19 protein-coding genes are annotated in these 21,109 nt (G+C 46.0%); 8 read left to right on the forward strand and 11 right to left on the reverse strand.

Annotation, left to right across the window (positions count from 1 at the left end; all coding sequences use genetic code 11):
* Window positions 1–153: 153 nt before the first annotated feature.
* The 11 genes from HP552_RS03150 to rpmH all read right to left on the reverse strand — a co-directional run bounded on the left by HP552_RS03150 (window position 154) and on the right by rpmH (window position 11,333).
* On the reverse strand, window positions 154–1,308 hold the full coding sequence (locus HP552_RS03150) for an aminotransferase class V-fold PLP-dependent enzyme (protein ID WP_175394200.1): 1,155 nt from the start codon (window positions 1,306–1,308) through the stop codon (window positions 154–156).
* Between the two features lie 143 nt (window positions 1,309–1,451).
* The gene (locus HP552_RS03155; protein ID WP_175394201.1) at window positions 1,452–2,297 is read right to left on the reverse strand and encodes a ParB/RepB/Spo0J family partition protein; all 846 of its coding nucleotides are present in this window, start codon (window positions 2,295–2,297) and stop codon (window positions 1,452–1,454) included.
* Window positions 2,290–3,051, reverse strand: coding sequence for a ParA family protein (locus HP552_RS03160; RefSeq protein WP_095293506.1), 762 nt, complete (start codon window positions 3,049–3,051; stop codon window positions 2,290–2,292). Before HP552_RS03160 ends, HP552_RS03155 begins: the two co-directional genes overlap by 8 nt.
* A 186-nt stretch (window positions 3,052–3,237) precedes the next feature.
* Window positions 3,238–4,056 (reverse strand): nucleoid occlusion protein, encoded by an 819-nt coding sequence (gene noc / locus HP552_RS03165; RefSeq protein ID WP_175394202.1) that lies wholly within the window; start codon window positions 4,054–4,056, stop codon window positions 3,238–3,240.
* Window positions 4,057–4,566: 510 nt separating this feature from the next.
* Entirely contained in the window at window positions 4,567–5,289 is a 723-nt protein-coding gene (gene rsmG, locus HP552_RS03170; RefSeq protein WP_175394203.1) for a 16S rRNA (guanine(527)-N(7))-methyltransferase RsmG, read from the reverse strand.
* Window positions 5,289–7,178 carry a tRNA uridine-5-carboxymethylaminomethyl(34) synthesis enzyme MnmG gene (gene mnmG, locus HP552_RS03175; RefSeq protein WP_175394204.1) on the reverse strand — a complete coding sequence of 630 codons (1,890 nt, stop codon included), beginning with the start codon at window positions 7,176–7,178 and terminating at the stop codon, window positions 5,289–5,291. The genes rsmG and mnmG overlap by 1 nt, the downstream gene beginning before the upstream one ends.
* 211 nt (window positions 7,179–7,389) lie before the next feature.
* Window positions 7,390–8,766, reverse strand: a complete 1,377-nt coding sequence (gene mnmE / locus HP552_RS03180; protein ID WP_175394205.1) for a tRNA uridine-5-carboxymethylaminomethyl(34) synthesis GTPase MnmE — start codon at window positions 8,764–8,766, stop codon at window positions 7,390–7,392.
* Window positions 8,767–8,915: 149 nt separating this feature from the next.
* Complete coding sequence (jag, locus tag HP552_RS03185) at window positions 8,916–9,617, reverse strand: RNA-binding cell elongation regulator Jag/EloR (protein WP_175394206.1); 702 nt, start codon at window positions 9,615–9,617, stop codon at window positions 8,916–8,918.
* Entirely contained in the window at window positions 9,614–10,492 is an 879-nt protein-coding gene (locus tag HP552_RS03190; RefSeq protein WP_175394207.1) for a YidC/Oxa1 family membrane protein insertase, read from the reverse strand. The genes jag and HP552_RS03190 overlap by 4 nt, the downstream gene beginning before the upstream one ends.
* 74 nt (window positions 10,493–10,566) lie before the next feature.
* Window positions 10,567–10,917 (reverse strand): ribonuclease P protein component, encoded by a 351-nt coding sequence (gene rnpA / locus HP552_RS03195; protein WP_175394208.1) that lies wholly within the window; start codon window positions 10,915–10,917, stop codon window positions 10,567–10,569.
* Between the two features lie 281 nt (window positions 10,918–11,198).
* Window positions 11,199–11,333, reverse strand: coding sequence for a 50S ribosomal protein L34 (gene rpmH / locus HP552_RS03200; RefSeq protein WP_024629517.1), 135 nt, complete (start codon window positions 11,331–11,333; stop codon window positions 11,199–11,201).
* A gap of 795 nt (window positions 11,334–12,128) precedes the next feature.
* On the opposite strand from rpmH, the gene HP552_RS03205 reads away from it, so the two are divergent.
* The 8 genes from HP552_RS03205 to remB all read left to right on the forward strand — a co-directional run bounded on the left by HP552_RS03205 (window position 12,129) and on the right by remB (window position 21,093).
* Entirely contained in the window at window positions 12,129–12,803 is a 675-nt protein-coding gene (locus HP552_RS03205; RefSeq protein ID WP_175394209.1) for a GntR family transcriptional regulator, read from the forward strand.
* A 214-nt stretch (window positions 12,804–13,017) separates the two neighbouring features.
* Window positions 13,018–14,379 carry a GntP family permease gene (locus tag HP552_RS03210; protein WP_175394210.1) on the forward strand — a complete coding sequence of 454 codons (1,362 nt, stop codon included), beginning with the start codon at window positions 13,018–13,020 and terminating at the stop codon, window positions 14,377–14,379.
* 63 nt (window positions 14,380–14,442) lie between these two features.
* Window positions 14,443–15,990, forward strand: a complete 1,548-nt coding sequence (gene gntK, locus HP552_RS03215) for a gluconokinase (RefSeq protein ID WP_175394211.1) — start codon at window positions 14,443–14,445, stop codon at window positions 15,988–15,990.
* A gap of 733 nt (window positions 15,991–16,723) precedes the next feature.
* The gene (gene dnaA, locus HP552_RS03220) at window positions 16,724–18,070 is read left to right on the forward strand and encodes a chromosomal replication initiator protein DnaA (RefSeq protein WP_175394212.1); all 1,347 of its coding nucleotides are present in this window, start codon (window positions 16,724–16,726) and stop codon (window positions 18,068–18,070) included.
* Between the two features lie 220 nt (window positions 18,071–18,290).
* Window positions 18,291–19,433 (forward strand): DNA polymerase III subunit beta, encoded by a 1,143-nt coding sequence (gene dnaN, locus HP552_RS03225; RefSeq protein WP_095362172.1) that lies wholly within the window; start codon window positions 18,291–18,293, stop codon window positions 19,431–19,433.
* Between the two features lie 16 nt (window positions 19,434–19,449).
* Complete coding sequence (gene yaaA, locus HP552_RS03230) at window positions 19,450–19,665, forward strand: S4 domain-containing protein YaaA (RefSeq protein ID WP_056697580.1); 216 nt, start codon at window positions 19,450–19,452, stop codon at window positions 19,663–19,665.
* Window positions 19,666–19,718: 53 nt separating this feature from the next.
* Complete coding sequence (recF, locus tag HP552_RS03235) at window positions 19,719–20,831, forward strand: DNA replication/repair protein RecF (protein ID WP_095293519.1); 1,113 nt, start codon at window positions 19,719–19,721, stop codon at window positions 20,829–20,831.
* Window positions 20,832–20,844: 13 nt separating this feature from the next.
* Window positions 20,845–21,093, forward strand: a complete 249-nt coding sequence (gene remB, locus HP552_RS03240) for an extracellular matrix regulator RemB (protein ID WP_095293520.1) — start codon at window positions 20,845–20,847, stop codon at window positions 21,091–21,093.
* Window positions 21,094–21,109 lie beyond the last annotated feature (16 nt).

The following is a 21,109-nucleotide window of genomic DNA, read 5'->3' on the forward strand; positions in this document are numbered from 1 at the left end:
AACCATCCGTTCATTTAGCCAACGAACCACTATAGATTCGTAAGACCTTCCCCTTATAAATAAACCCTTTATTACTAATGACTAATCATTAATTTGCCATTTTTTTGTGATGTATCTCTAATTTTTAAACTCTGATTCAGACATGATTTTGATTCACCTTGGTTTCGTCAATTCATGTACTGCTGCAATCAGTGCATCTATATCTTGGCTAGTCGTTGTGTACCCCACGCTGGCCCTGACAGCCCCGCTCAACGTTGTTCCGGCAGATTCATGAGCAAGAGGTGTACAGTGAAAACCGGAGCGAACAGCAATGTCATAATGACGATCCAGCTGAAAAGCAATCTGAGCAGAGTCATATCCCTCTATCGTAAAGGATACCAACCCAGTACGTGGTTGTTCAAGTCCTGGGCCCAGCATTCGAATTCCCTGTACGGATGATAACCCGTGCATCATGTATTGTGTCAATTCCCATTCATGCTTATAGATTGATTCCGGGGTCAATTCCATCACATGCCTTACACCAGCTGCTAGACCTGCCATGCCTACTGTATTCGATGTCCCCGCCTCATACCGGTCCGGACGAACAAGCGGCTGCCGAACGGCTTCAGACTGGCTGCCTGTACCTCCATGGAGAAGCGGCTCGACATCAAGCTCAGGAGCGATATAAAGTCCCCCTGTGCCCTGCGGACCGAGCAAGCCTTTGTGTCCTGGAAAGGCTAACATATCAATACCTAATTGCTGCACATTCACTGGCATAATGCCAGCACTTTGAGCGGCATCTACAAGCAATGTCGCCTGATGTTTATGGCATATAAGCGATATTTCGCCAATTGGTAAAATGCTGCCCAGCAGATTGGAACTATGAGTGCAGACTACCAGTCTAGTATTTGGACGGAATAGTCCTTCCATTTGAACCAAATCTATAGAACCTGATGCATTGAGAGGTACATAATCCACTTCTACCTTCCGAACCCTTCGCAAATATTCCAGAGGCCGCCTGACCGAGTTATGTTCAGCCATTGTAGCAATGACATGATCCCCTTCTCGCAGCCAGCCTTGGATTGCAAGATTCAACGCTTCTGTCGTGTTGGAGCCAAGTGCAATATCATTGGCATTACTTATGCCGAAAAGACTGGATAGAACCTTTCTCGTGTCAAAGAGTACACGGCTTGCTTGAACAGCCATTCTATGGCTGCCTCTGCCTGGGTTTGCTCCGGCAACATCGAGGGCGTTCATCATTGCTTCACCAACAGCAGGTGGTTTAGGCCATGATGTTGCAGCATGATCCAGATATATCACTTCTTTCAACTCTCAACCACCTCTGTCCTGTTTGATGAGGAAACCTATCTGTCCCTAAAACAAACAATGACATATCGTTTCTCCATCGTACAGAGGCGATATGTCATCAGATGAAAAAGCCCCGCGTGTTGTAAGTTGATCATAACGATTGTCTATTGCAGTAATTCCAACAATCGTTCCAGATCCTGTTTGCTGTAGTAGTTGAGCTCGATTTTGCCTTTATCCTTGTTGTGCTTGATTTTTACTGTTGTTTTGAAACGTTCACGCAATGACTCTTCCACTGTATCAATAAACGGATCTTTTTTCTTGAGTTTGGATCTGGTTTTGGCTTCTCCAGATTTGGAACGATCCAGTTGCTGTACCGCTTCTTCCAGTTCACGTACACTCCATTGTTGATCAATGGTTTGTTTAGCCAGCTGTTTCACCATGTCCTCGTCTTTCACACCGACAATGGCGCGTGCATGACCCATGGATAATGTTCCACGTGAAACATGATCTTTCACTTCATCCGGCAACGATAATAGACGCAGAAAGTTAGCGATATGAGAACGTGATTTCCCCACTTTGACAGACAACTCTTCCTGTGTCAGAGAGAATTGATCCATCAGACCCTGATAGGCGACAGCGACTTCCATCGCATTCAGATTCTCCCGTTGAAGGTTCTCAATCAAGGCAATTTCCATTACCTGCTGATCACTGAAATTACGGACTACTGCAGGGACTGTTGCATTACCACAGTACTGGGATGCTCTAAAACGGCGTTCCCCGGCAATAATCTCGTAACCTCTAAGTACCGTACGTACAATAATAGGTTGTATGACACCGTGTTGACGAATGGATTCCGCCAGTTCATGTATAGCATCCTCATCAAATACTTTCCGAGGCTGATAAGGGTTTGCCCGCAATTGACTAATCGGGATTTCTACGACCTTGTCATCGTCATTTATTGAAAGCGATGGAATGAGGGCATCCAGACCTTTTCCGAGCCGCTTACTCATACGATATCACTTCCTTTGCGAGCTCTAAATACACTTCTGCTCCTCGCGAACGGGGATCATACGTAATAATGGACTGTCCATGTGATGGAGCTTCACTAAGTCGCACATTACGCGGAATAATAGTTTGATACACTTTTTGTTGGAAATACTTTTTCACTTCTTCAATCACCTGAATCCCCAAGTTGGTGCGGGCATCAAACATGGTGAGCAGTACACCCTCTATTTGCAAAGAGGTATTCAAATGTTTCTGCACCAGACGAACCGTGTTGAGCAGCTGGCTTAACCCTTCAAGTGCGTAATACTCACACTGGATCGGAATGATCACCGAATCGGAAGCGGTTAACGAATTGATCGTTAACATGCCAAGGGATGGTGGGCAATCGATCAGTATGTAATCATAGTTTTTTTTCACCATGGCGAGTGACTTTTTCAAACGAACTTCCCGTGATATCGTGGATACCAACTCAATCTCGGCTCCGGCAAGTTGAATCGTTGCAGGTATGATATGAAGACCTTCAATCTGAGTTTCCACAATGGCTTCCTGAGGATGAACTTCGTTAATGATGACATCATATATACAATTGGCCACATCTGCTTTATTGATTCCGACTCCACTGGTCGTATTCCCCTGAGGGTCAATATCGACAAGCAATACTCTTTTCCCGAGTGAAGCCAGACCTGCACCCAAGTTAACAGATGTCGTCGTTTTCCCCACACCGCCCTTTTGATTTGCTACGGCCATAATCTTAGACAATTACTTCACCTCAAATAAAATAGGAGTCTTTTCTTGTAGGTTGTGAGATACAGTTAACTAAAAGCAGGTGGCTATCGTCCACACAAACAACAACTACCGTTTCGTTCTTCAAACACTCTCTTCAATTCAAGCCTCAACCAGCTCTATAGACAGAAAAAGCGGCCCCATTGCCGCCTTAAGCTTCAACTATTTGCGTTTCGGAATATGAATGACGATCTCGTAATGATCCTCGTGATCTGCTTCTTTGGTTTTGATATCCATTCCTGAACCAGACACCATATCAATCGATTGGCGAATTGTGTTCAGAGCCAGTCTGACATCTTTGGTAAATGAGATGCGTTTGGATTTTTTGATTTTGGAAGCTTCTTTATAAAAGGCAACCCTTGCTTCGGTTTGTTTTACATTCAACTCTTTTTCAATAATTTCGCCAAGCAATTTCATTTGCAGTTCTTCTGAATCCAGCGATAGCAAAGCTCTAGCATGACGTTCGGAAACTTTACGTCCCATCAATGCAGTCTTAATTCCTTCCGGGAGCTGTAACAACCGAATTTTGTTGGCGATGGTTGACTGGCTTTTGCCCAAACGCTGTGCAAGACTTTCTTGCGTAAGCTGATGAAGATCAATCAACTTTTGATAAGCAACCGCTTCTTCAATGGATGTGAGCCCTTCACGCTGGAGGTTCTCAATCAATGCAATGGATGCAGCCTGTGAATCATTAAATTCACGCACAATGGCTGGAATATGATCCAGGCCCAGTTTTCGAACTGCACGCCAGCGACGCTCTCCGGCAATAATCTCATAGGATCCATTTCGTACACGGACAACAATAGGCTGAATGACTCCATGGGTTTTGATCGTCTGCAACAACTCATCAATCTTATCATCATCAAAAATAGTACGGGGTTGATACGGGCTGCTTACTATTTCATTGACCGGAATTTGTTTTATCTCATCTCCGTTATTGCGCTCCGCCAAACCAAACAACTTCGAAAATTGTTCTTTCATTCCGTAGATTACCACCTAGTTTCGTAATAGCTCCCGCAACAATGCAGGTGCTTCTTATTCTATATGCGACCCCTCATATGTTGTCGTTCTCGAATAAGTTTTGCCTTTTTACACCACGTTCTGATCCAATGTCTATGCTGCATACAAAATCTATTTATATATAATCTATGATCTCTGATACACAAGACCGGCTACTTCTATTCTATCATCTTTTCTATCATAATCCTATTCTAACCTATTCTTTAAACTCACCTAATTTTCCTGCTTTTTCTCTGCCCATCTTGTCGGTTTTCTCCTGATTTGTTCCATTCTTTTCACTGTTTTTTGTTGTATAATCGTTCCTTGCTTTTGCTATGTATCTAAAAATAAAAAAAAGGGATGTTTCACGTGAAACATCCCTTTCAATCTCTTTCAGCACTGGCCCTTGGTTAGGATCGTTAACTGCAACAATCTTTGGCCAGAATTAGCCCTTTTATTGATGGCTTCACACGAGACTCTAAAACTCAATTACTAAACCAACGGAGTCTTCAGCGGCGTCCCCGGTTTACGAGGATATTTATGAGGCGTTTTGTCAAACTTTTGAATCAAAATAATATGACGCGCCGACTCCTCTACTGGCAGCTGGAACGGATGGACAGCTTTGACCCGTCCTCTCAGCTGATTGAAGCTGAATTCTGCTTCCTTCATTTCTTCACGCGGATCTCCGCCCTTCATCGCGGCAAACATCCCACCTTTGCGAACAAATGGCAAACAAAATTCATTTAGTACCGCCAGCTTCGCTACTGCACGCGCAGTAACCAAATCGTAGCTGTCCCGATACCCTTCTTTACGTCCCACTTCCTCCGCACGGCCATGAATTAACTCCACTCCCGTTAGACCGAGTGTATCCACGACATGCTGCAGAAATCCAATACGCTTATTGAGTGAATCAATGATTGTCAGCTTGATGTGCGGGAAGCAAATTTTAAGTGGTATGCCGGGGAAGCCTGCTCCAGAGCCAATATCAGCAAGGTTCTCCACTTTCGTCATATCTGTATAAAAAGCCAGAGATACCGAATCATAGAAATGCTTGGTATATACCTGCTCCCGTTCCGTAATCCCTGTCAGGTTCATCTTTTCATTCCAGGATACCAATTCCTGAAAATACAATTCGAACTGTTCCAGCTGGCGTTCATCCAGCTCCAAACCGTGCTCTTTCAGCCGAAGCTGCAATTGCTGTTGAATATCGTCCATTATTGTCCCCTTGCTGCGGTTACACGGTTATAATGCTCCAGGTAGACCAGCAGAATGGAAATGTCCGCAGGAGTGACCCCGGCGATCCGGGAAGCCTGACCAATTGAAATTGGACGAATGGTGGACAGCTTTTGCTTCGCTTCCATTGCCAGACCATGAACATCATTATATTCAATCGTATCCGGAATTTTCTTCTTCTCCATCTTTTGCAAACGTTCCACGTGGATCAATTGCTTCTCAATATAACCCGCATATTTAATTTGGATTTCCACTTGTTCCTTCATATCTGCCGTCAGTTCCACCTCAGATGGTGAGACCTGTTCAATCCAATCATACGTAATTTCCGGACGACGCAATAGGGTAAGAAGTGTGCTTCCATCCTGAATAGGTGTGGAGCCAAACTCTTCAAGCTTCGGATTTACATCCGCGGGACGTGCCTTAGCAGCTTTCAGACGTTCAACTTCCACATCCACTTTGGCCTTCTTGTCGAGGAATTTCGCATAACGCTCCTCCGATACCAGACCAATGTCATGACCAATTTCCGTCAAACGCATATCTGCATTATCATGACGAAGCAGCAAACGATATTCAGCACGGGATGTGAGCAGACGATAAGGTTCGTTTGTTCCTTTAGTCACCAGGTCATCAATCAACACGCCAATATAACCTTGGGAACGATCGAGGATAACAGGCTCTTTACCTTGTACTTTGCGCGCTGCGTTGATCCCCGCCATAATGCCTTGTCCTGCTGCCTCTTCATAGCCGGAAGTACCGTTGATTTGGCCCGCTGTGAACAGACCCGGCAGACGTTTCGTTTCAAGCGAAGGCCAGAGCTGTGTAGGTACCATCGCATCGTATTCAATGGCATAACCATTACGCATCATTTCCACTTTTTCCATTCCTGGAATCGAACGCAGAACGGCAAGCTGAACATCCTCAGGCAGGCTGGTAGACAGTCCTTGTACATAATACTCGGATGTATTTTTACCTTCTGGCTCCAGGAAGATCTGATGTTTCGGCTTGTCGCTGAAACGAACGATTTTATCCTCAATGGATGGGCAGTAACGTGGACCAGTGCCTTCAATAACTCCCGAGAACATCGGCGCACGATGCAGGTTATCATTAATGATCTGATGTGTTTCTACCGAAGTGTACGTCAACCAGCATGGCAGCTGTTCGTTGTCCGAAGATTCGGTCTCATAGGAAAAGAATTTCGGTACATCGTCTCCCGGTTGAATTTCCGTTTTGCTAAAATCAATCGTATCCTTATGCACACGAGGTGGTGTACCTGTTTTGAAACGTACCAGATCGAAGCCAAGCTCACGCAAATGCTCCGACAATTTAAGCGAAGGCTGTTGATTGTTTGGTCCACTTTCGTACATCAGCTCACCCATGATCACTTTACCGCGCAGATAAGTGCCTGTAGTGAGAACAACCGCTTTGGCGCGATACTCTGTACCTGTCTGGGTCACGACACCTACACAATGTCCGTCCTCAACAATCAGGCGGTCTACCATACCTTGACGCATCGTGAGATTACGCTCGTTTTCCATCGTTTCCTTCATTGTATGCTGATAGGAGAACTTGTCCGCCTGAGCACGCAGCGCATGAACGGCTGGACCTTTCCCTGTGTTGAGCATTCTCATCTGAATAAACGTCTTATCGATGTTCCGTCCCATTTCACCGCCAAGTGCATCAATCTCACGTACGACATGTCCCTTCGCCGGTCCCCCAATGGATGGGTTACAAGGCATGAAGGCCACCATATCCAGATTAATTGTAATCATCAGTGTTTTGGATCCCATACGGGCTGCGGCCAGTGCTGATTCCACACCTGCATGCCCAGCACCAACGACGATTACATCATAACTGCCGCCATCAAAAGCCATTTCTGTTACCTCCTTATGCCGCTGCACCTTTTTTCTATGCATGCGGTCTGTTGTTAAAAGCGATACGCCCCTCTATTCCTCGGGGTCATTCCGATCTATATCAAGCCATCAAGTCTGCTATTCCTGCAGACGTCATTGCCATGTTGACCATCCAACTGGGGATAGACTTCATTATCATACTACTTTTCACAGGAAGTATGTTTGTTCTATTTTACTTTCCTAGACAGAACTGGGAGAAAATCTGATCAATCAGCGCATCATGTGCCGTATCGCCCACAATCTCCCCAAGGTGCTCCCACGCCAACCGTACGTCAATCTGAATCATGTCAATCGGAATCAGCTGTTCTGCTGCTTCATATGCGTCGATAAGGGATTGTTTTGCTTTTTTGAGCAACGCAATATGACGCACATTGCTGACATAGGTCAAGTCTGCCGATTCCAGCTTGCCGCTGAAGAACAACGTCGAGATCGCTTCTTCCAACCGATCGACTCCCAGATCATCCTTTACTGACATGGGAACAAGCCGTTCTTCCGGAATATAGCGAAGCAGGATCTCACGGTCTGCCTGCGGAGCTAAGTCCATTTTATTCATAATGATAATTGATTGTCTACCGCGGATTTGTTCCAATAATTCGATCTCATCCTGGTGCAGTGGCTCTGCCGCATTAATCACCATCAACAACAGATCTGCTTCTGCAACCGCCGAGCGGGAACGTTCCACTCCGATTCTCTCCACGACGTCCATCGTTTCCCGAATACCGGCTGTATCCAGCAGCTTAAGTGGAATGTTGTTAATCGTTACAAACTCCTCAATGACATCACGTGTCGTCCCCGGAATGTCCGTTACAATGGCCCGGTTATCCTGTGCGAGTGCATTGAGCAGTGAGGATTTGCCTACGTTCGGTCGTCCAACAATAGCCGTTGTAATCCCTTCACGTAGTATCTTGCCCTGTTCTGCTGTTACGAGCAATTTATCGATTTCAGACATGACCAGACTCGATTTTTCTTTGATAAAGTCAGCGGTTAACGACTCCACATCATGCTCGGGATAGTCGATATTCACCTCGATATGTGCGAGAGTCTCCACCAAGGTGTGTCTCAGATCCCGCAATTTGGACGACAGTTTCCCTTCCACTTGTTTGAGTGCAACGGAGAAAGCTCTATCCGATTTGGATCGAATAAGGTCCATAACCCCTTCCGCCTGTGACAGATCGATACGTCCATTGAGAAAAGCACGCTTTGTAAACTCACCCGGCTCCGCCAGACGAATATCGAGCTGAAGCAGAAGATCCATGACTCTTTTAACAGAGACAACTCCGCCATGAGCACTGATCTCAACCACATCTTCCGTGGTAAATGACCGGGGGGCACGCATGACCGTAACCAAAACTTCCTCAATTTTCTCACCGCTGCCTGGTTCAATAATATGACCATAGTGAACCGTGTGAGACGCTGCCTGAGTTATAGGGGTTTTGCTGCGGAATATCTTCTCCGTCTCCGATACAGCATCCGGGCCGCTGACCCGGATAACAGCGATCCCTGCTTCCCCAACAGCCGTTGATATCGCTGTGATCGTATCACTGATCATCGTTATCTCTCCTTGCTCTATTTTAAAATGGCCGTCCTTCCGGAGCGACATATGAATTTCACTATTTAGGTATCTCAACAAATACTTATTTACGAAAAAAGCAATGGCTTCTGCACCGGGCAGGAAGCCATTGCGTCTTCAATTTCGTGTTATTTCGTCATAATGACCACACGCCGATTGGGCTCCTCGCCCTTACTATACGTTTTAATCTGCGGGTGATTTTGCAGTTTCGCATGAATGACTTTGCGTTCGAGTGGAGGCATCGGCTCCAGGACAACTTCCTTGCCGGAACGGATCGCTTGTCCAGCCAGTCGTTCAGCCAGATCTTCAAGTGTCTTCCGCCGGCGCTGCCGGAAATTCTCCGCATCAAGCACAATTCGAACGAAACTTTCCGAATAACGATTAGCTACAATGTTCGTCAGATATTGCAGTGCATCCAGCGTCTGCCCACGTCTGCCAATAATCATGCCAAGGTCTTCCCCGGCAATATTGAAAATATGCCCATCGCGCTGTTTTTTGATGTCCACTTCAACATCCAGTCCCATACCTGCTGCTACTTCTTTTAGGAAAGCAGCCGCTTCCTCATAGGGATTTTTAGCTGCGACACCCTCAAGTTTAACTTCAACCTGAGGTACATGTGCGGCCGGCTCGACCCGCTGTGGAACAGCTTCGGGTACAGGCAGTAGTTTCAGTTCAACTTTCGCCGCCTTTACCCCGATCAAACCCAGGAATCCTTTTGACGGCTGCTCTAACACTTGTATCTCGACCTTGTCCCGGCTTACGCCAAGCTCAGCCAATCCTTGTTTTACAGCATCTTCAACGGTTTTTCCTGACGCAATGACTTTGGTCATTTCGATTTTTTGGCCCCTTTCGACCCTTTTCCAGAGACGGTTGCCTTGCCACCGTTTTTGCGTTTAGCTCCGTTTTTGGAGGAACTATTCTGCTTCACGTTGACCTCAGCCACGACTTTATCGTTATTCCGGTAAAGGAAATAGTTTTGCACGATCGTGTAAATGTTACTGTAGAACCAGTACAGCGGCAACGCTGAAGGGAACTGGTAAGACATGACGAAGATCAAGATTGGATATACCCATAGCATGAACTGCATTGGTCCAACCTGCTGTGCAGGATTCATGCGCATCATCATCCACGTTTGTACGAATGTGGTGATGGCCGCCAGCACAGGCAAAATAAACAGGTGATCCGGCGCTCCAAGTTGAAGCCACAGGAAGTCATGTGTTCTCAGACTGGAGTTACCGTAAATTGAGTTATAAAGTGCGATGTAAATCGGCATCTGAATCAGAAGTGGCAGACAACCCGCCATCGGATTAACTTTGTTCTCCTGAAACAACTTCATCGTTTCTTGCTGAACTTTCTCAGGTGTATCTTTATACTTGGCTTGAATCTCCTTCAACTGAGGCTGAATCGCCTGCATGGCTTTGGAGCTGCGGACCTGCTTCATTGTCAAAGGCAAAATCAACGTCCGCACAATCAGCACCATCACTAGGACAGCTAGTCCATATTCACCGTTAAACCAGTTGGCAAATGTATCGAGCGCCAGTGAGAACCAGTAAATAACATTGCTTTGCCAAAATGAGTCACTGGTTCTCAGATCTTCCGTCGTAACTCCGGATCCTTGCGGAGTACATCCGGCCAGTACGGTGACCATTGCAATGACTGCAATGAGGAGAATCCACTTCCCCTTTGATGTCTTCAATCGCGACACTTCATAACCCCTCTCTTAACCATTCCATTCCACCGTAAATCATACCATAATTAGGAGGACAAATAAACCGAAGCTTACCGTTTGTTCGGCTTTAGAAGAGCCGCTTTGCGCATGACGTGCAGCAGACTTTTCTCCATTTCCTGATAGGTCATGTCCAGTGCACCTTTTCTTACGATGAAGATCAGGTCCATTTGCGTGACAATCTCCTTCTCACGGTGCCTTATAATTTCCTTAATCATGCGTCTCATCCGGTTGCGTACGACAGCGTTTCCGATTTTCTTGCTGCATGATACGCCAACCCGGAATTGCTCCGTATCTTTACGGCGGCAGCCATACACCACGAATTGATGATTGGCAAAAGATTTCCCATACCGGTATACGCGGCTAAAGTCCGCCCGGTTTCGCAAACGCAGTCTTTTATACACGGCGCTTCTCCTTGCTGTTCTCCACCATCGATATTGACGGAGGCCTCATTACTGATTTAGTATAGGCTTTCTTGAATAACGGTAAACCGCTCTGACGACAACTTCATTATATATAAGGAAACTTTTTAAAAATTTCGTGACTTATTCATCGTGCTTCATTAAAACATGAGTGGTCGCTTGGACACTTTTTCACAGCCAATTCAGACCTGATCTGTACCAGCATCCAGTCTGAAATGACCTATTTAAGAAAAAAAAGACCACCTCGGTGGTCTTCTCATGCATTAAGCACTCAGGACTTTACGGCCTTTCAGGCGACGTGCAGCCAAAACTTTACGGCCGTTGCTCGTGCTCATTCTTTTCCGGAAACCATGAACTTTTTTACGTTTGCTTACGTTCGGTTTGAATGTAGGTCTCAATGTATTGCACCTCCTTACAAGGAAATACTTATGTGATGAATCATTTTCATCTTCACAGAAAACACCTTTTTATATTTAACCACGTACACCTGGAAAAGTCAACTCTAACCCACGTAGCTTCTCCCTCTTTTTATAGCCATTTCCAGTCTCCCCTCAGAGCTCAATTCGATCCTCACCGAATCTATTCTGTTTGAGTCAGGATTTGTGGTGGCAAAAGTTATCCCCAAATAAGCTTTTAACGTGATCACTCCCCCAATTTCACGGTTACCCACACCCCGGAATCACTCTATTCCCTCCTGTTTTGTAATCCTTAAGTTATTCACATGTGGATAACGAATATTTATTTTTATCTGTATATTAGCTAGTCCTTAATAAATCCATTTCACCGTTTCTACAGTATCGTTAAATCACTACGTGTTGAATTTTTCTCATATCATTTATTCAAAGTTTAAAATTTGATGTATCCGCTTTAATTGAAGGTTTACAAGTTTTCAAGAAAGGTGTAGGATAAAAATCACATCTTGTATACAAGTATACTTATGGGTCATTTCAGTTCTATCCTAAAGTCACTTACACTTTCTTTTACTTGCAAAAGAAGTAGAAGATTGGCTCTTTGAAAAATGATTCGAAGGAATGTTCAATATACAAACTTCCGCTTCCGGTTCAAGCAAAATGCAAACTGTAAAAAAGTTGTGCTATGATCAGTATGCAGGTTTATTAAAGTGTGATATCGATCGGGTATACATCCATATGAACCTTCATGAACTGATTACTTGAATAGGAGCGTTAGCCATTATGTTGTTTCCTTCTTCCTGGCTGCAGGGAGCTTCCCGCGGGGAAGCAATCGCCTGCGAATTAAGGCTGCGCATCATCAGCGGAACCCTGCGTCCTGGAGAGATTTTATCTGAGAATCGAATTGCCGCTGATTTTGACAGCAGTCGTTCACCTGTGCGTGAAGCCTTGAGAACACTGTCGAATGAAGGACTGATTCGGCTTGAACGGATGGGTGTGGTTGTCCTTGGATTAAAGATCAAGGATGTTGAAGAGCTGTACGATGTCCGCTTTCTGATTGAGAGCTTTGTTCAGCAGCGGCTTGCCGGGTCTGTTCCTGCGCAATTGATTACCCAGCTTCGCAACATACTGGACAAGATGGAACTGGCAGGGCGGCATCAGGATGCGGTCGAATTTGCTTATCAAGATCTGACCTTCCATGAGACCATTATCGAAGCGGCGGAGCACTCCCGTATTTCACATTTATGGAGAAGCATCCGTTATGTGGTCATGACAGTCATGCTGCTTACAACCCGCAGGGTGTTTGTTCAGGGTGACCCAAAAGTAAGCGCTGTAATTCATAAACATCGTCTGTTAATCGAAGCACTTGAGTCAGGTGACAAAACATCGATTCAGGCCGGAGTACGTACGTACTTTCAGGATTCCGGTAAAACATTGCACGAAAGCTTTGACTCCTGACCAACAATGTACGGAGTTTAATTTTTATGGCGTTGGTTTAAATACTGCCAGACGCCCGCAATCATATCCAGAAGGATAGATTGCCGTCCAACTTGTCGACAAGTATACAAAATGCGATTTTGTTTCAATTTTTGGGCATATTAAAGGGAGTAACCCTTCCCCGACGACGATTTCCCTTGTAAGCGTTTATATTCAAAACAAAGGAGCATACATCATGAGCACTCTTTTTGGCCTGTCCCATAATGCAACATTATTGGTGTGGACATTAATTGCGATCGTATTTCTGATCGTGTTGATTTCCAAATATAAATGGAATCCCTTCATTACCCTTTTGTTATCCGCATTAATGCTTGGTCTGCTTGCAGGTATGAAACCTGCCGATGTGATTACTTCCATAACAGGCGGGCTTGGCGGTACGCTTGGAACGATAGCGATTGTTATCGGGCTTGGTACGATGCTCGGTAAAATGATGGCAGAATCCGGCGGTGCCGAACGCATTGCGACGACACTCGTGGATCGCTTCGGTGTTAAACGTGTGCACTGGGCGATGATGATCGTTGGTTTTATTGTCGGTATTCCTGTTTTCTTCGAAGTTGGTGTCATTCTGCTGATTCCGATCATATTCACCGTTGCGCGTAAAACGAATATGTCGCTGCTGCAGATCGGGATTCCGATTCTGGCGGGACTGTCGACTGTACATGGTCTTGTTCCTCCCCATCCAGCTCCTATGATCGCCATTGATGCATTCAATGCGGATTTGGGGAAAACCATTTTGTACTCTCTGATTGTTGGTATTCCAACAGCTATTATTGCGGGTCCCTTGTTCGGTAAGTTTATCGGCAAAAGAATACACACCGAACCGCCAGCTGAGCTGGCCGAGCAATTCGCTACGAAAAAAAGTACCAATCTTCCAGGGTTCGGAATTACCCTGTTTACGATCTTGCTGCCAGTCATTCTCATGCTGATCGGCTCCATTGCCAACATCGTAGACCCGAATGCCACAAGTGCATTCACGGTCTTCTGTGAGTTTATTGGGCATGAGATCATTGCGCTGTTGATATCCGTGGTATTCGCCCTCTTTTCACTTGGCTTCGCACGCGGATTCACGAAACACGATATTTCCCGGTTTACCAGTGAATGTCTGGCGCCTACGGCGACCATCATTCTCATTATTGGTGGGGGCGGCGCGTTTAAGCAGGTGTTGATCAATAGTGGCGTCGGAAATGCGATCGCAGAGGTCGCTACACATGCCAATATCAATGTCATTCTGTTTGCATGGCTGGTTGCTGCACTGATTCGGGTAGCCACCGGCTCAGCAACGGTTGCCATGACAACAGCAGCGGGTATTGTTGCTCCGGTTCTGGCACTGACGCCAGGGGCCAATATCGAACTGGTTGTGCTTGCTACAGGTGCAGGCTCACTTGTCCTGTCCCATGTAAATGACGCAGGTTTCTGGATGATCAAAGAATTCTTTAATATGAGTGTCTCCCAGACGCTCAAAACGTGGACCGTTATGGAAACACTATTATCCGTGGTCGGACTGATCTTTATTTTGCTGCTGAGCGCTGTGATATAAGACAAATTGAATCAATGAGAAGAGAAAATTTTATCGTTTCAATGGAAAGAAGGATTACACCCAATGAAAAAATATATGATTGGTATGGATATCGGCACAACCAGTACCAAATCCGTATTATTTACGGAGCAAGGCGAGGTTGTCAGCACTTCAACTCACGAATATCCTCTATATACACCTGCCCCCGATGTAGCTGAGCAGGATCCGGAGGAAATTGTACAAGCAGCCATTAACTCCGTACGTGGTGTCATGGATCAGAGCGGTGTAACTGCGGGACAAATCATGTTTTTGTCCTGCAGTTCCGCCATGCATAGTTTAATCGCCATGGGATCAGACCATAAACCGCTCACTCGCTGCATCACTTGGGCCGATAACCGAAGTGCAGCCTGGTCCGCCAAATTGCAGGAGAATGGACAGGGTCATCGCATTTATTTGCGCACAGGTACCCCCATTCATCCCATGTCTCCACTAACCAAACTCATGTGGCTGCGTCACGACGAACCTGAACTTTTCCAGCGTGCAGCCAAATTTATCTCGATTAAAGAATATTTGTTCTTCCGCTTATTCGGACAATATGTAGTCGATCATTCCATCGCCTCCTGTACCGGCCTGCTCAATCTGGAACAATTGGACTGGGATGCTGAAGCACTAGAGGTTGCAGGGATAACACCTAATCATCTCTCGGAGCTCGTGCCAACTACACATACTATAGAAGGAATGGACAGCGAGTGTGCAGAAAAAATGGGCCTTTCCCCCTCTACTCCCTTTGTTATCGGGGCAAGTGACGGGGTTCTATCCAATCTCGGCGTAAACGCCATCGAACCTGGAGTAGTTGCAGCCACCATTGGCACCAGCGGTGCCATTCGTACTGTTGTTGATCGCCCGGTTACCGATCCGAAGGGACGGACCTTCTGTTATGCCCTCACAGAGGATCTGTGGGTCATCGGCGGACCTGTCAATAACGGTGGTATGCTGTTCCGCTGGGTCCGTGACGAATTCGCTGCATCTGAAGTGGAAACGGCCAAACGGCTTGGCATCAATTCGTATGATGTCCTAACCAAAATTGCTGAACGTGTTAGTGCGGGCTCTGAAGGACTTCTGTTCCACCCTTACCTGTCAGGAGAGCGTGCCCCCTTATGGAATCCGGATGCCCGTGGTTCCTTCTTTGGTTTGACCCTCCATCATCAGAAAGAGCACATGATCCGGGCTGTCCTGGAAGGGGTTATTTTTAACCTGTACACCGTCTTGCTGGCGATGGAAGAACAGATCGGGCAACCGACCTCCATTCAGGCTACTGGCGGTTTTGCACGTTCCCCTCTCTGGCGGCAGATGATGTCCGATATTTTCAACCAGGAGGTTGTTGTTCCTGAGAGCTTCGAAAGCTCTTGTCTGGGGGCTGTTGTACTCGGTCTGTACGCTACAGGGCGAATCAAGTCACTTCATGCTGTCTCTTCCATGGTTGGTACAACCCACAGACATACCCCTATTAGAGAAAATGCAGCGATCTATCGGGAACTGCTTCCCATTTTCATTCGCATCTCACGCAAACTCGAGGAGGAGTATGCCGACATTGCTGAATTTCAGCGCAAATTGTCTTTGAGCACCGATTAACGGTTTACTTCTATAGAAACAAAAAAAGAGGTTGTTCACTTAGACCACACACTGGTCTTAAGGGAGCAATCTCTTTTTTACGTCCGTATATCGTCCTGATTCACCTCGCTCATGCCCAAATTCACTGTCTTCGTTTGTCCATCCATGCCTCCCATTCTGCCTCTAAAATGACCAAGCAGCTGCTGCCTGCTTCCTATCTCTTTACTCCTCCAGAATAGCCCTTTATCACCACAACCAAGAATGAGGTTAAAGAGATCAAACCAATCCACTTCCTCAGGTTCAATTTTGAATTAGCGGTTATCCACAGATAGGTTATTCACAATTTTCGAATCAATTTACACACAATTCAGCAATATTTGACGTATAACCTGTGTATAAAACATTTTGGCTTTTTGGTTCATCCTGTCGAAAATTAAACAATTTATAAACAATATATTGTGTTGTGATTAAAAATTATACACAAGTTATTGAATTTGTGGATAAAATCTCGCCATACGTTGAAATGCGGGGCTTCTTTTGCTATGATTGTATTACTTTTGGATGTGAATATGTGATCTGACCCATAATATTATCAACAGCCTGTGGATAAAGTTGTGAACAATTTTCCGTTGTTCATTCTTTTTTTGTTTTCGACCTGCGGGGGTTTGGGGATAAATTCAACAATATATCTCGTATTTCGACACTGCATCATGGCTTAAGCCACACTTGGAACATGTAAAAGGAGTGACAGTCTGTGGACAGCCATACTTCTGATTTATGGCAGCAAATTTTATCAATCATACAAAACAAGCTCAGCAAACCCAGCTTCGATACCTGGTTCAAAGCAACCAAAGCAACGAAGCTGAATGACAGTTCAATTGTCATTTCCGCGCCGACTACGTTTGCCGTCGAATGGCTGGAGAGCCGCTACACCAAATTGGTTGGCTCGACAGTATATGAACTGTTAGGCAAACAAGTCGATGTGAAATTTGTCATCGAAGAGAACAAGCCTGCTGAACCGGACCCGCAGCTGCCGGCGCCAACGCCTACGGTGGTTCAGGAAGAAGCGGTGCTCAGCATGCTGAATCCAAAATATACGTTCGATACATTTGTCATTGGACCAGGCAACCGTTTTGCCCATGCCGCATCGCTGGCGGTCGCTGAAGCGCCCGCCAAAGCATACAATCCTTTGTTTCTGTACGGAGGCGTTGGACTCGGCAAAACCCACTTGATGCATGCAATCGGCCATTATGTTTTGGAGCATGATCCGGGGAGCAAGGTTGTTTATTTGTCATCTGAGAAATTCACGAACGAATTTATTAACTCGATCCGTGACAACCGCGGGGAAAGTTTCCGCAATAAATATCGGAATGTCGATATCCTGCTTATTGATGATATTCAGTTCCTGGCGGGAAAAGAATCGACACAAGAGGAATTTTTCCATACGTTTAATGCGCTGCATGAGGAACGGAAACAGATTATCATCTCCAGCGACAGACCACCGAAGGAAATTCCGACTCTGGAAGAGCGGCTTCGTTCCCGCTTCGAATGGGGATTAATCACGGACATCCAGCCTCCGGATCTGGAGACACGGATCGCCATTTTGCGTAAGAAGGCCCGTGCAGAAAACCTGGATATTCCTAACGAAGCCATGATGTATATCGCCAACCAGATTGACACCAACATCCGCGAGCTGGAAGGCGCACTTATCCGGGTAGTTGCCTACTCTTCCCTGACGAATCAAGATGTAACCACTCATCTGGCTGCAGAAGCATTGAAGGATATCATTCCTTCCAGCCGTCCTAAAATGATCACTATTCAAGACATCCAACAAAAGGTCGGCGAGTATTATAGCCTCAAGCTTGAAGATTTCAAAGCCCGGAAGCGGACCAAAGCCGTTGCTTTTCCAAGACAGATTGCCATGTATCTTTCACGTGAACTGACTGACTTTTCCCTGCCCAAAATTGGGGAAGCATTCGGAGGACGAGATCATACGACAGTCATTCATGCGCACGAAAAAATCTCCCAATCGATCAAAGTCGATCAGGAGCTCTATAAAGTTATCAACAACTTAACCGAAAAAATAAAGAATCCAACCTGAACAAGTCCCAAGCCTATGCACAACGTGTACACATGTGGATAGGCTTAATTTTATGGGTTTATACCCACTTATCCACATATTCAGTGCCCCTATTACTATTATTACTAAAAAGATCTAAAAGATATCATCTCCAAATACGCCGTTTGAAGCTCGGCCTCCGGCCTTTTGATGAACACCTTTCAATACCCAAACACCCAAAAAATCCGCTAGGAGTGAAACCATGAAAATCAGCATAATGAAAAGCTATCTGAACGAATCCATCCAGCATGTATCCAAAGCGATCTCTAGCCGCACAACCATCCCCATCTTGAGCGGGATCAAATTCGACGTGAATCATCAAGGGGTTACGTTGACAGCAAGCGACACGGATATCTCGATTCAATCCTTTATCCCGCTTGAAGAAGGAGATAAGAGCGTAGTTCAGGTAGAACAACCCGGCAGCGTTGTACTGCCAGCGAAGTTCTTTGTCGAAATCATCAAAAAACTGCCGTCTCAGGAAATCCACATGGAGGTCAAAGACAATTTCAACACCTTCATCTCGGCAGGTGCTACCGAAATTCAACTGGTTGGTCTGGATCCGGAAGAATTCCCGGTACTGCCAAGCATCGAAGAGAACCAAACGGTCTCCATTCCTGGAGATCTGCTTAAGAACATGGTTAAGCAAACGGTATTCTCCATCTCTACCCACGAAACGACCCCAATCCTGACGGGTGTACTCTGGAGCCTTGGGGATAATGAGTTGAAATTTGTGGCAACCGACCGCCACCGTCTTGCTACTCGTTCTGCAATGCTGGATAATGCAGAGGGAGTACGTTTCAACAATGTTGTCATCTCGGGTAAGACGCTCAACGAACTCAGCAAAATTGTGCCGGATCAAAATACACTTGTGGATATCGTTGTAGCCGACAACCAGGTCCTGTTCAAAATTGACCGTGTCCTGTTCTATTCCCGTATTTTGGACGGAACATATCCGGATACTTCTAGAATTATTCCAACTTCGTACAAAACAGAACTTGTTTTGGATACAAAAAAATTAAGTGAGTCGATTGACCGGGCTTATTTGCTGTCGCGTGAAGAAAAGACCAACATTGTGCGCATGCAAACAATGGAATCCGGCACGATCGAAATTTCATCAAGCTCCTCCGAGCTGGGAAAAGTAAGAGAAGAAATTGAGCCTGCCGAGTTTACAGGCGATCCGCTAAAAATCTCGTTCAACTCCAAATATATGCTGGATGTGCTGAAAGTGGTCGAAAGCGAACAGCTGATGATTGCCTTTACTGGCGTCATGAGTCCGATCATCTTGAAACCGCTGGACGACAGTCACAGCCTTTACGTCATCTTGCCTTACCGGACGACCAACTAACGAAAGGAAGATTCCAGTGAACCGAGTAACGATTCGAACGGAATATATTAAGCTTGACCAATTTTTGAAACTGGCAGATTGCATTCCAACCGGAGGCATGGCCAAAGCCCTGCTTCAAGAAGGACTTGTACGTGTGAATAAAGAGCCAGAGGAACGCCGGGGACGCAAGTTATACCCTGGGGATATCGTTGAGGTGGACGGAGAAGGCGCGTTCGAAGTTGCCGCAGAATAAACTGGTTCGATCCTGCTGCCTCCTGACGGACGGGATAAAAGGGAGGTTACCACGTGTTTGTCAATAGCATTGATCTGCAGCAATTCCGCAATTATGAACATCTGAAACTGGAGTCTTTTGGTCCAGTGAATCTGCTAATCGGGCAGAATGCCCAGGGGAAGACCAATCTTGCAGAGGCCATCTTCGTGCTTGCACTCACCAAGAGCCACCGTACATCCCGCGACAAGGAGCTGATCCGTTTCGGTGAGGAACGTGCCAGGCTTGCGGCGGAAGTCGACAAAAAGTATGGAACCGTCAATCTGGAGCTGTCTTTGTCGCAACAAGGGAAGAAAGCCAAGATCAATGGGCTAGAGCAGCGAAAGTTAAGCGATTTTGTCGGCGCACTCAATGTGGTCATGTTTGCACCGGAAGATCTGGAGATTGTCAAAGGCACACCGGGGGTTCGCCGCCGGTTTCTTGACATGGAGATCGGACAGGTAGCCCCGGGTTACCTTTACCATCTTCAGCAGTACCAGAAAGTGCTCGTTCAGCGAAACAATCTGCTCAAACAGTTATGGGGCAAGGACGCGTCTGCCCAGACGATGCTTGAGATCTGGAATGAACAGCTGGCTGAGCACGGTGTTAAAATCGTCAAAAAAAGGAAACAATTCATAAAGAAACTGCAAAAGTGGGCCGAAACGATTCATCAGGGGATTACCGGAGGTGGAGAAGTACTGCGTCTGGCCTACCTTCCGTCCTTCAGCGAAGCCGCTGAGGAAGATGAAGCTGTTTTAATGGACCAATTTATGATAAAATTATCACAAATGAAAGAGCAGGAGATTCGCCGGGGCACAACCCTTAGTGGGCCGCACCGGGATGACCTGTCCTTTTTCATTAACGACCGGGAAGTACAAACGTATGGTTCGCAGGGGCAGCAGCGCACAACGGCGTTGTCCCTTAAACTTGCGGAAATTGAACTGATCCATGAAGAAATCGGTGAATATCCGGTCCTGCTGCTTGACGATGTATTGTCTGAACTGGATCCTTTCCGTCAGACGCAGCTGATCGAAACGTTCCAGAGCAAGGTGCAAACCTTTATTACAGCTACTGGAATCGAGAGCCTGAACGTTGACAAGCTCAAAGATGCCAGTATTTATCACGTTCATGCCGGACAGGTTGAACGCTAAGGAGTGAGGGGACATGTACATTCATCTGGGCGGCGAGAAAATTATCCGTTCTTCCGAATTGGTCGCTATTTTTGATATATCGATTGAAAAATCCTCTAAAATCTCCAAGCAGTATGTCACGCATGCCGAGCAGGAAAAAACAGTGGAACGGATCGGTGAAGAGGAAGCCAAGTCTATTGTTGTGACCAAGAACATTGTGTACTATTCACCTATTTCCTCAGCCACCCTTAAGAAGCGCGCCCACATTTTCCCTGATCTTTAGATCTTTATAAGTCAGG

This window comes from Paenibacillus xylanilyticus (assembly GCF_013359935.1).
Lineage (GTDB): Bacteria > Bacillota > Bacilli > Paenibacillales > Paenibacillaceae > Paenibacillus > Paenibacillus xylanilyticus.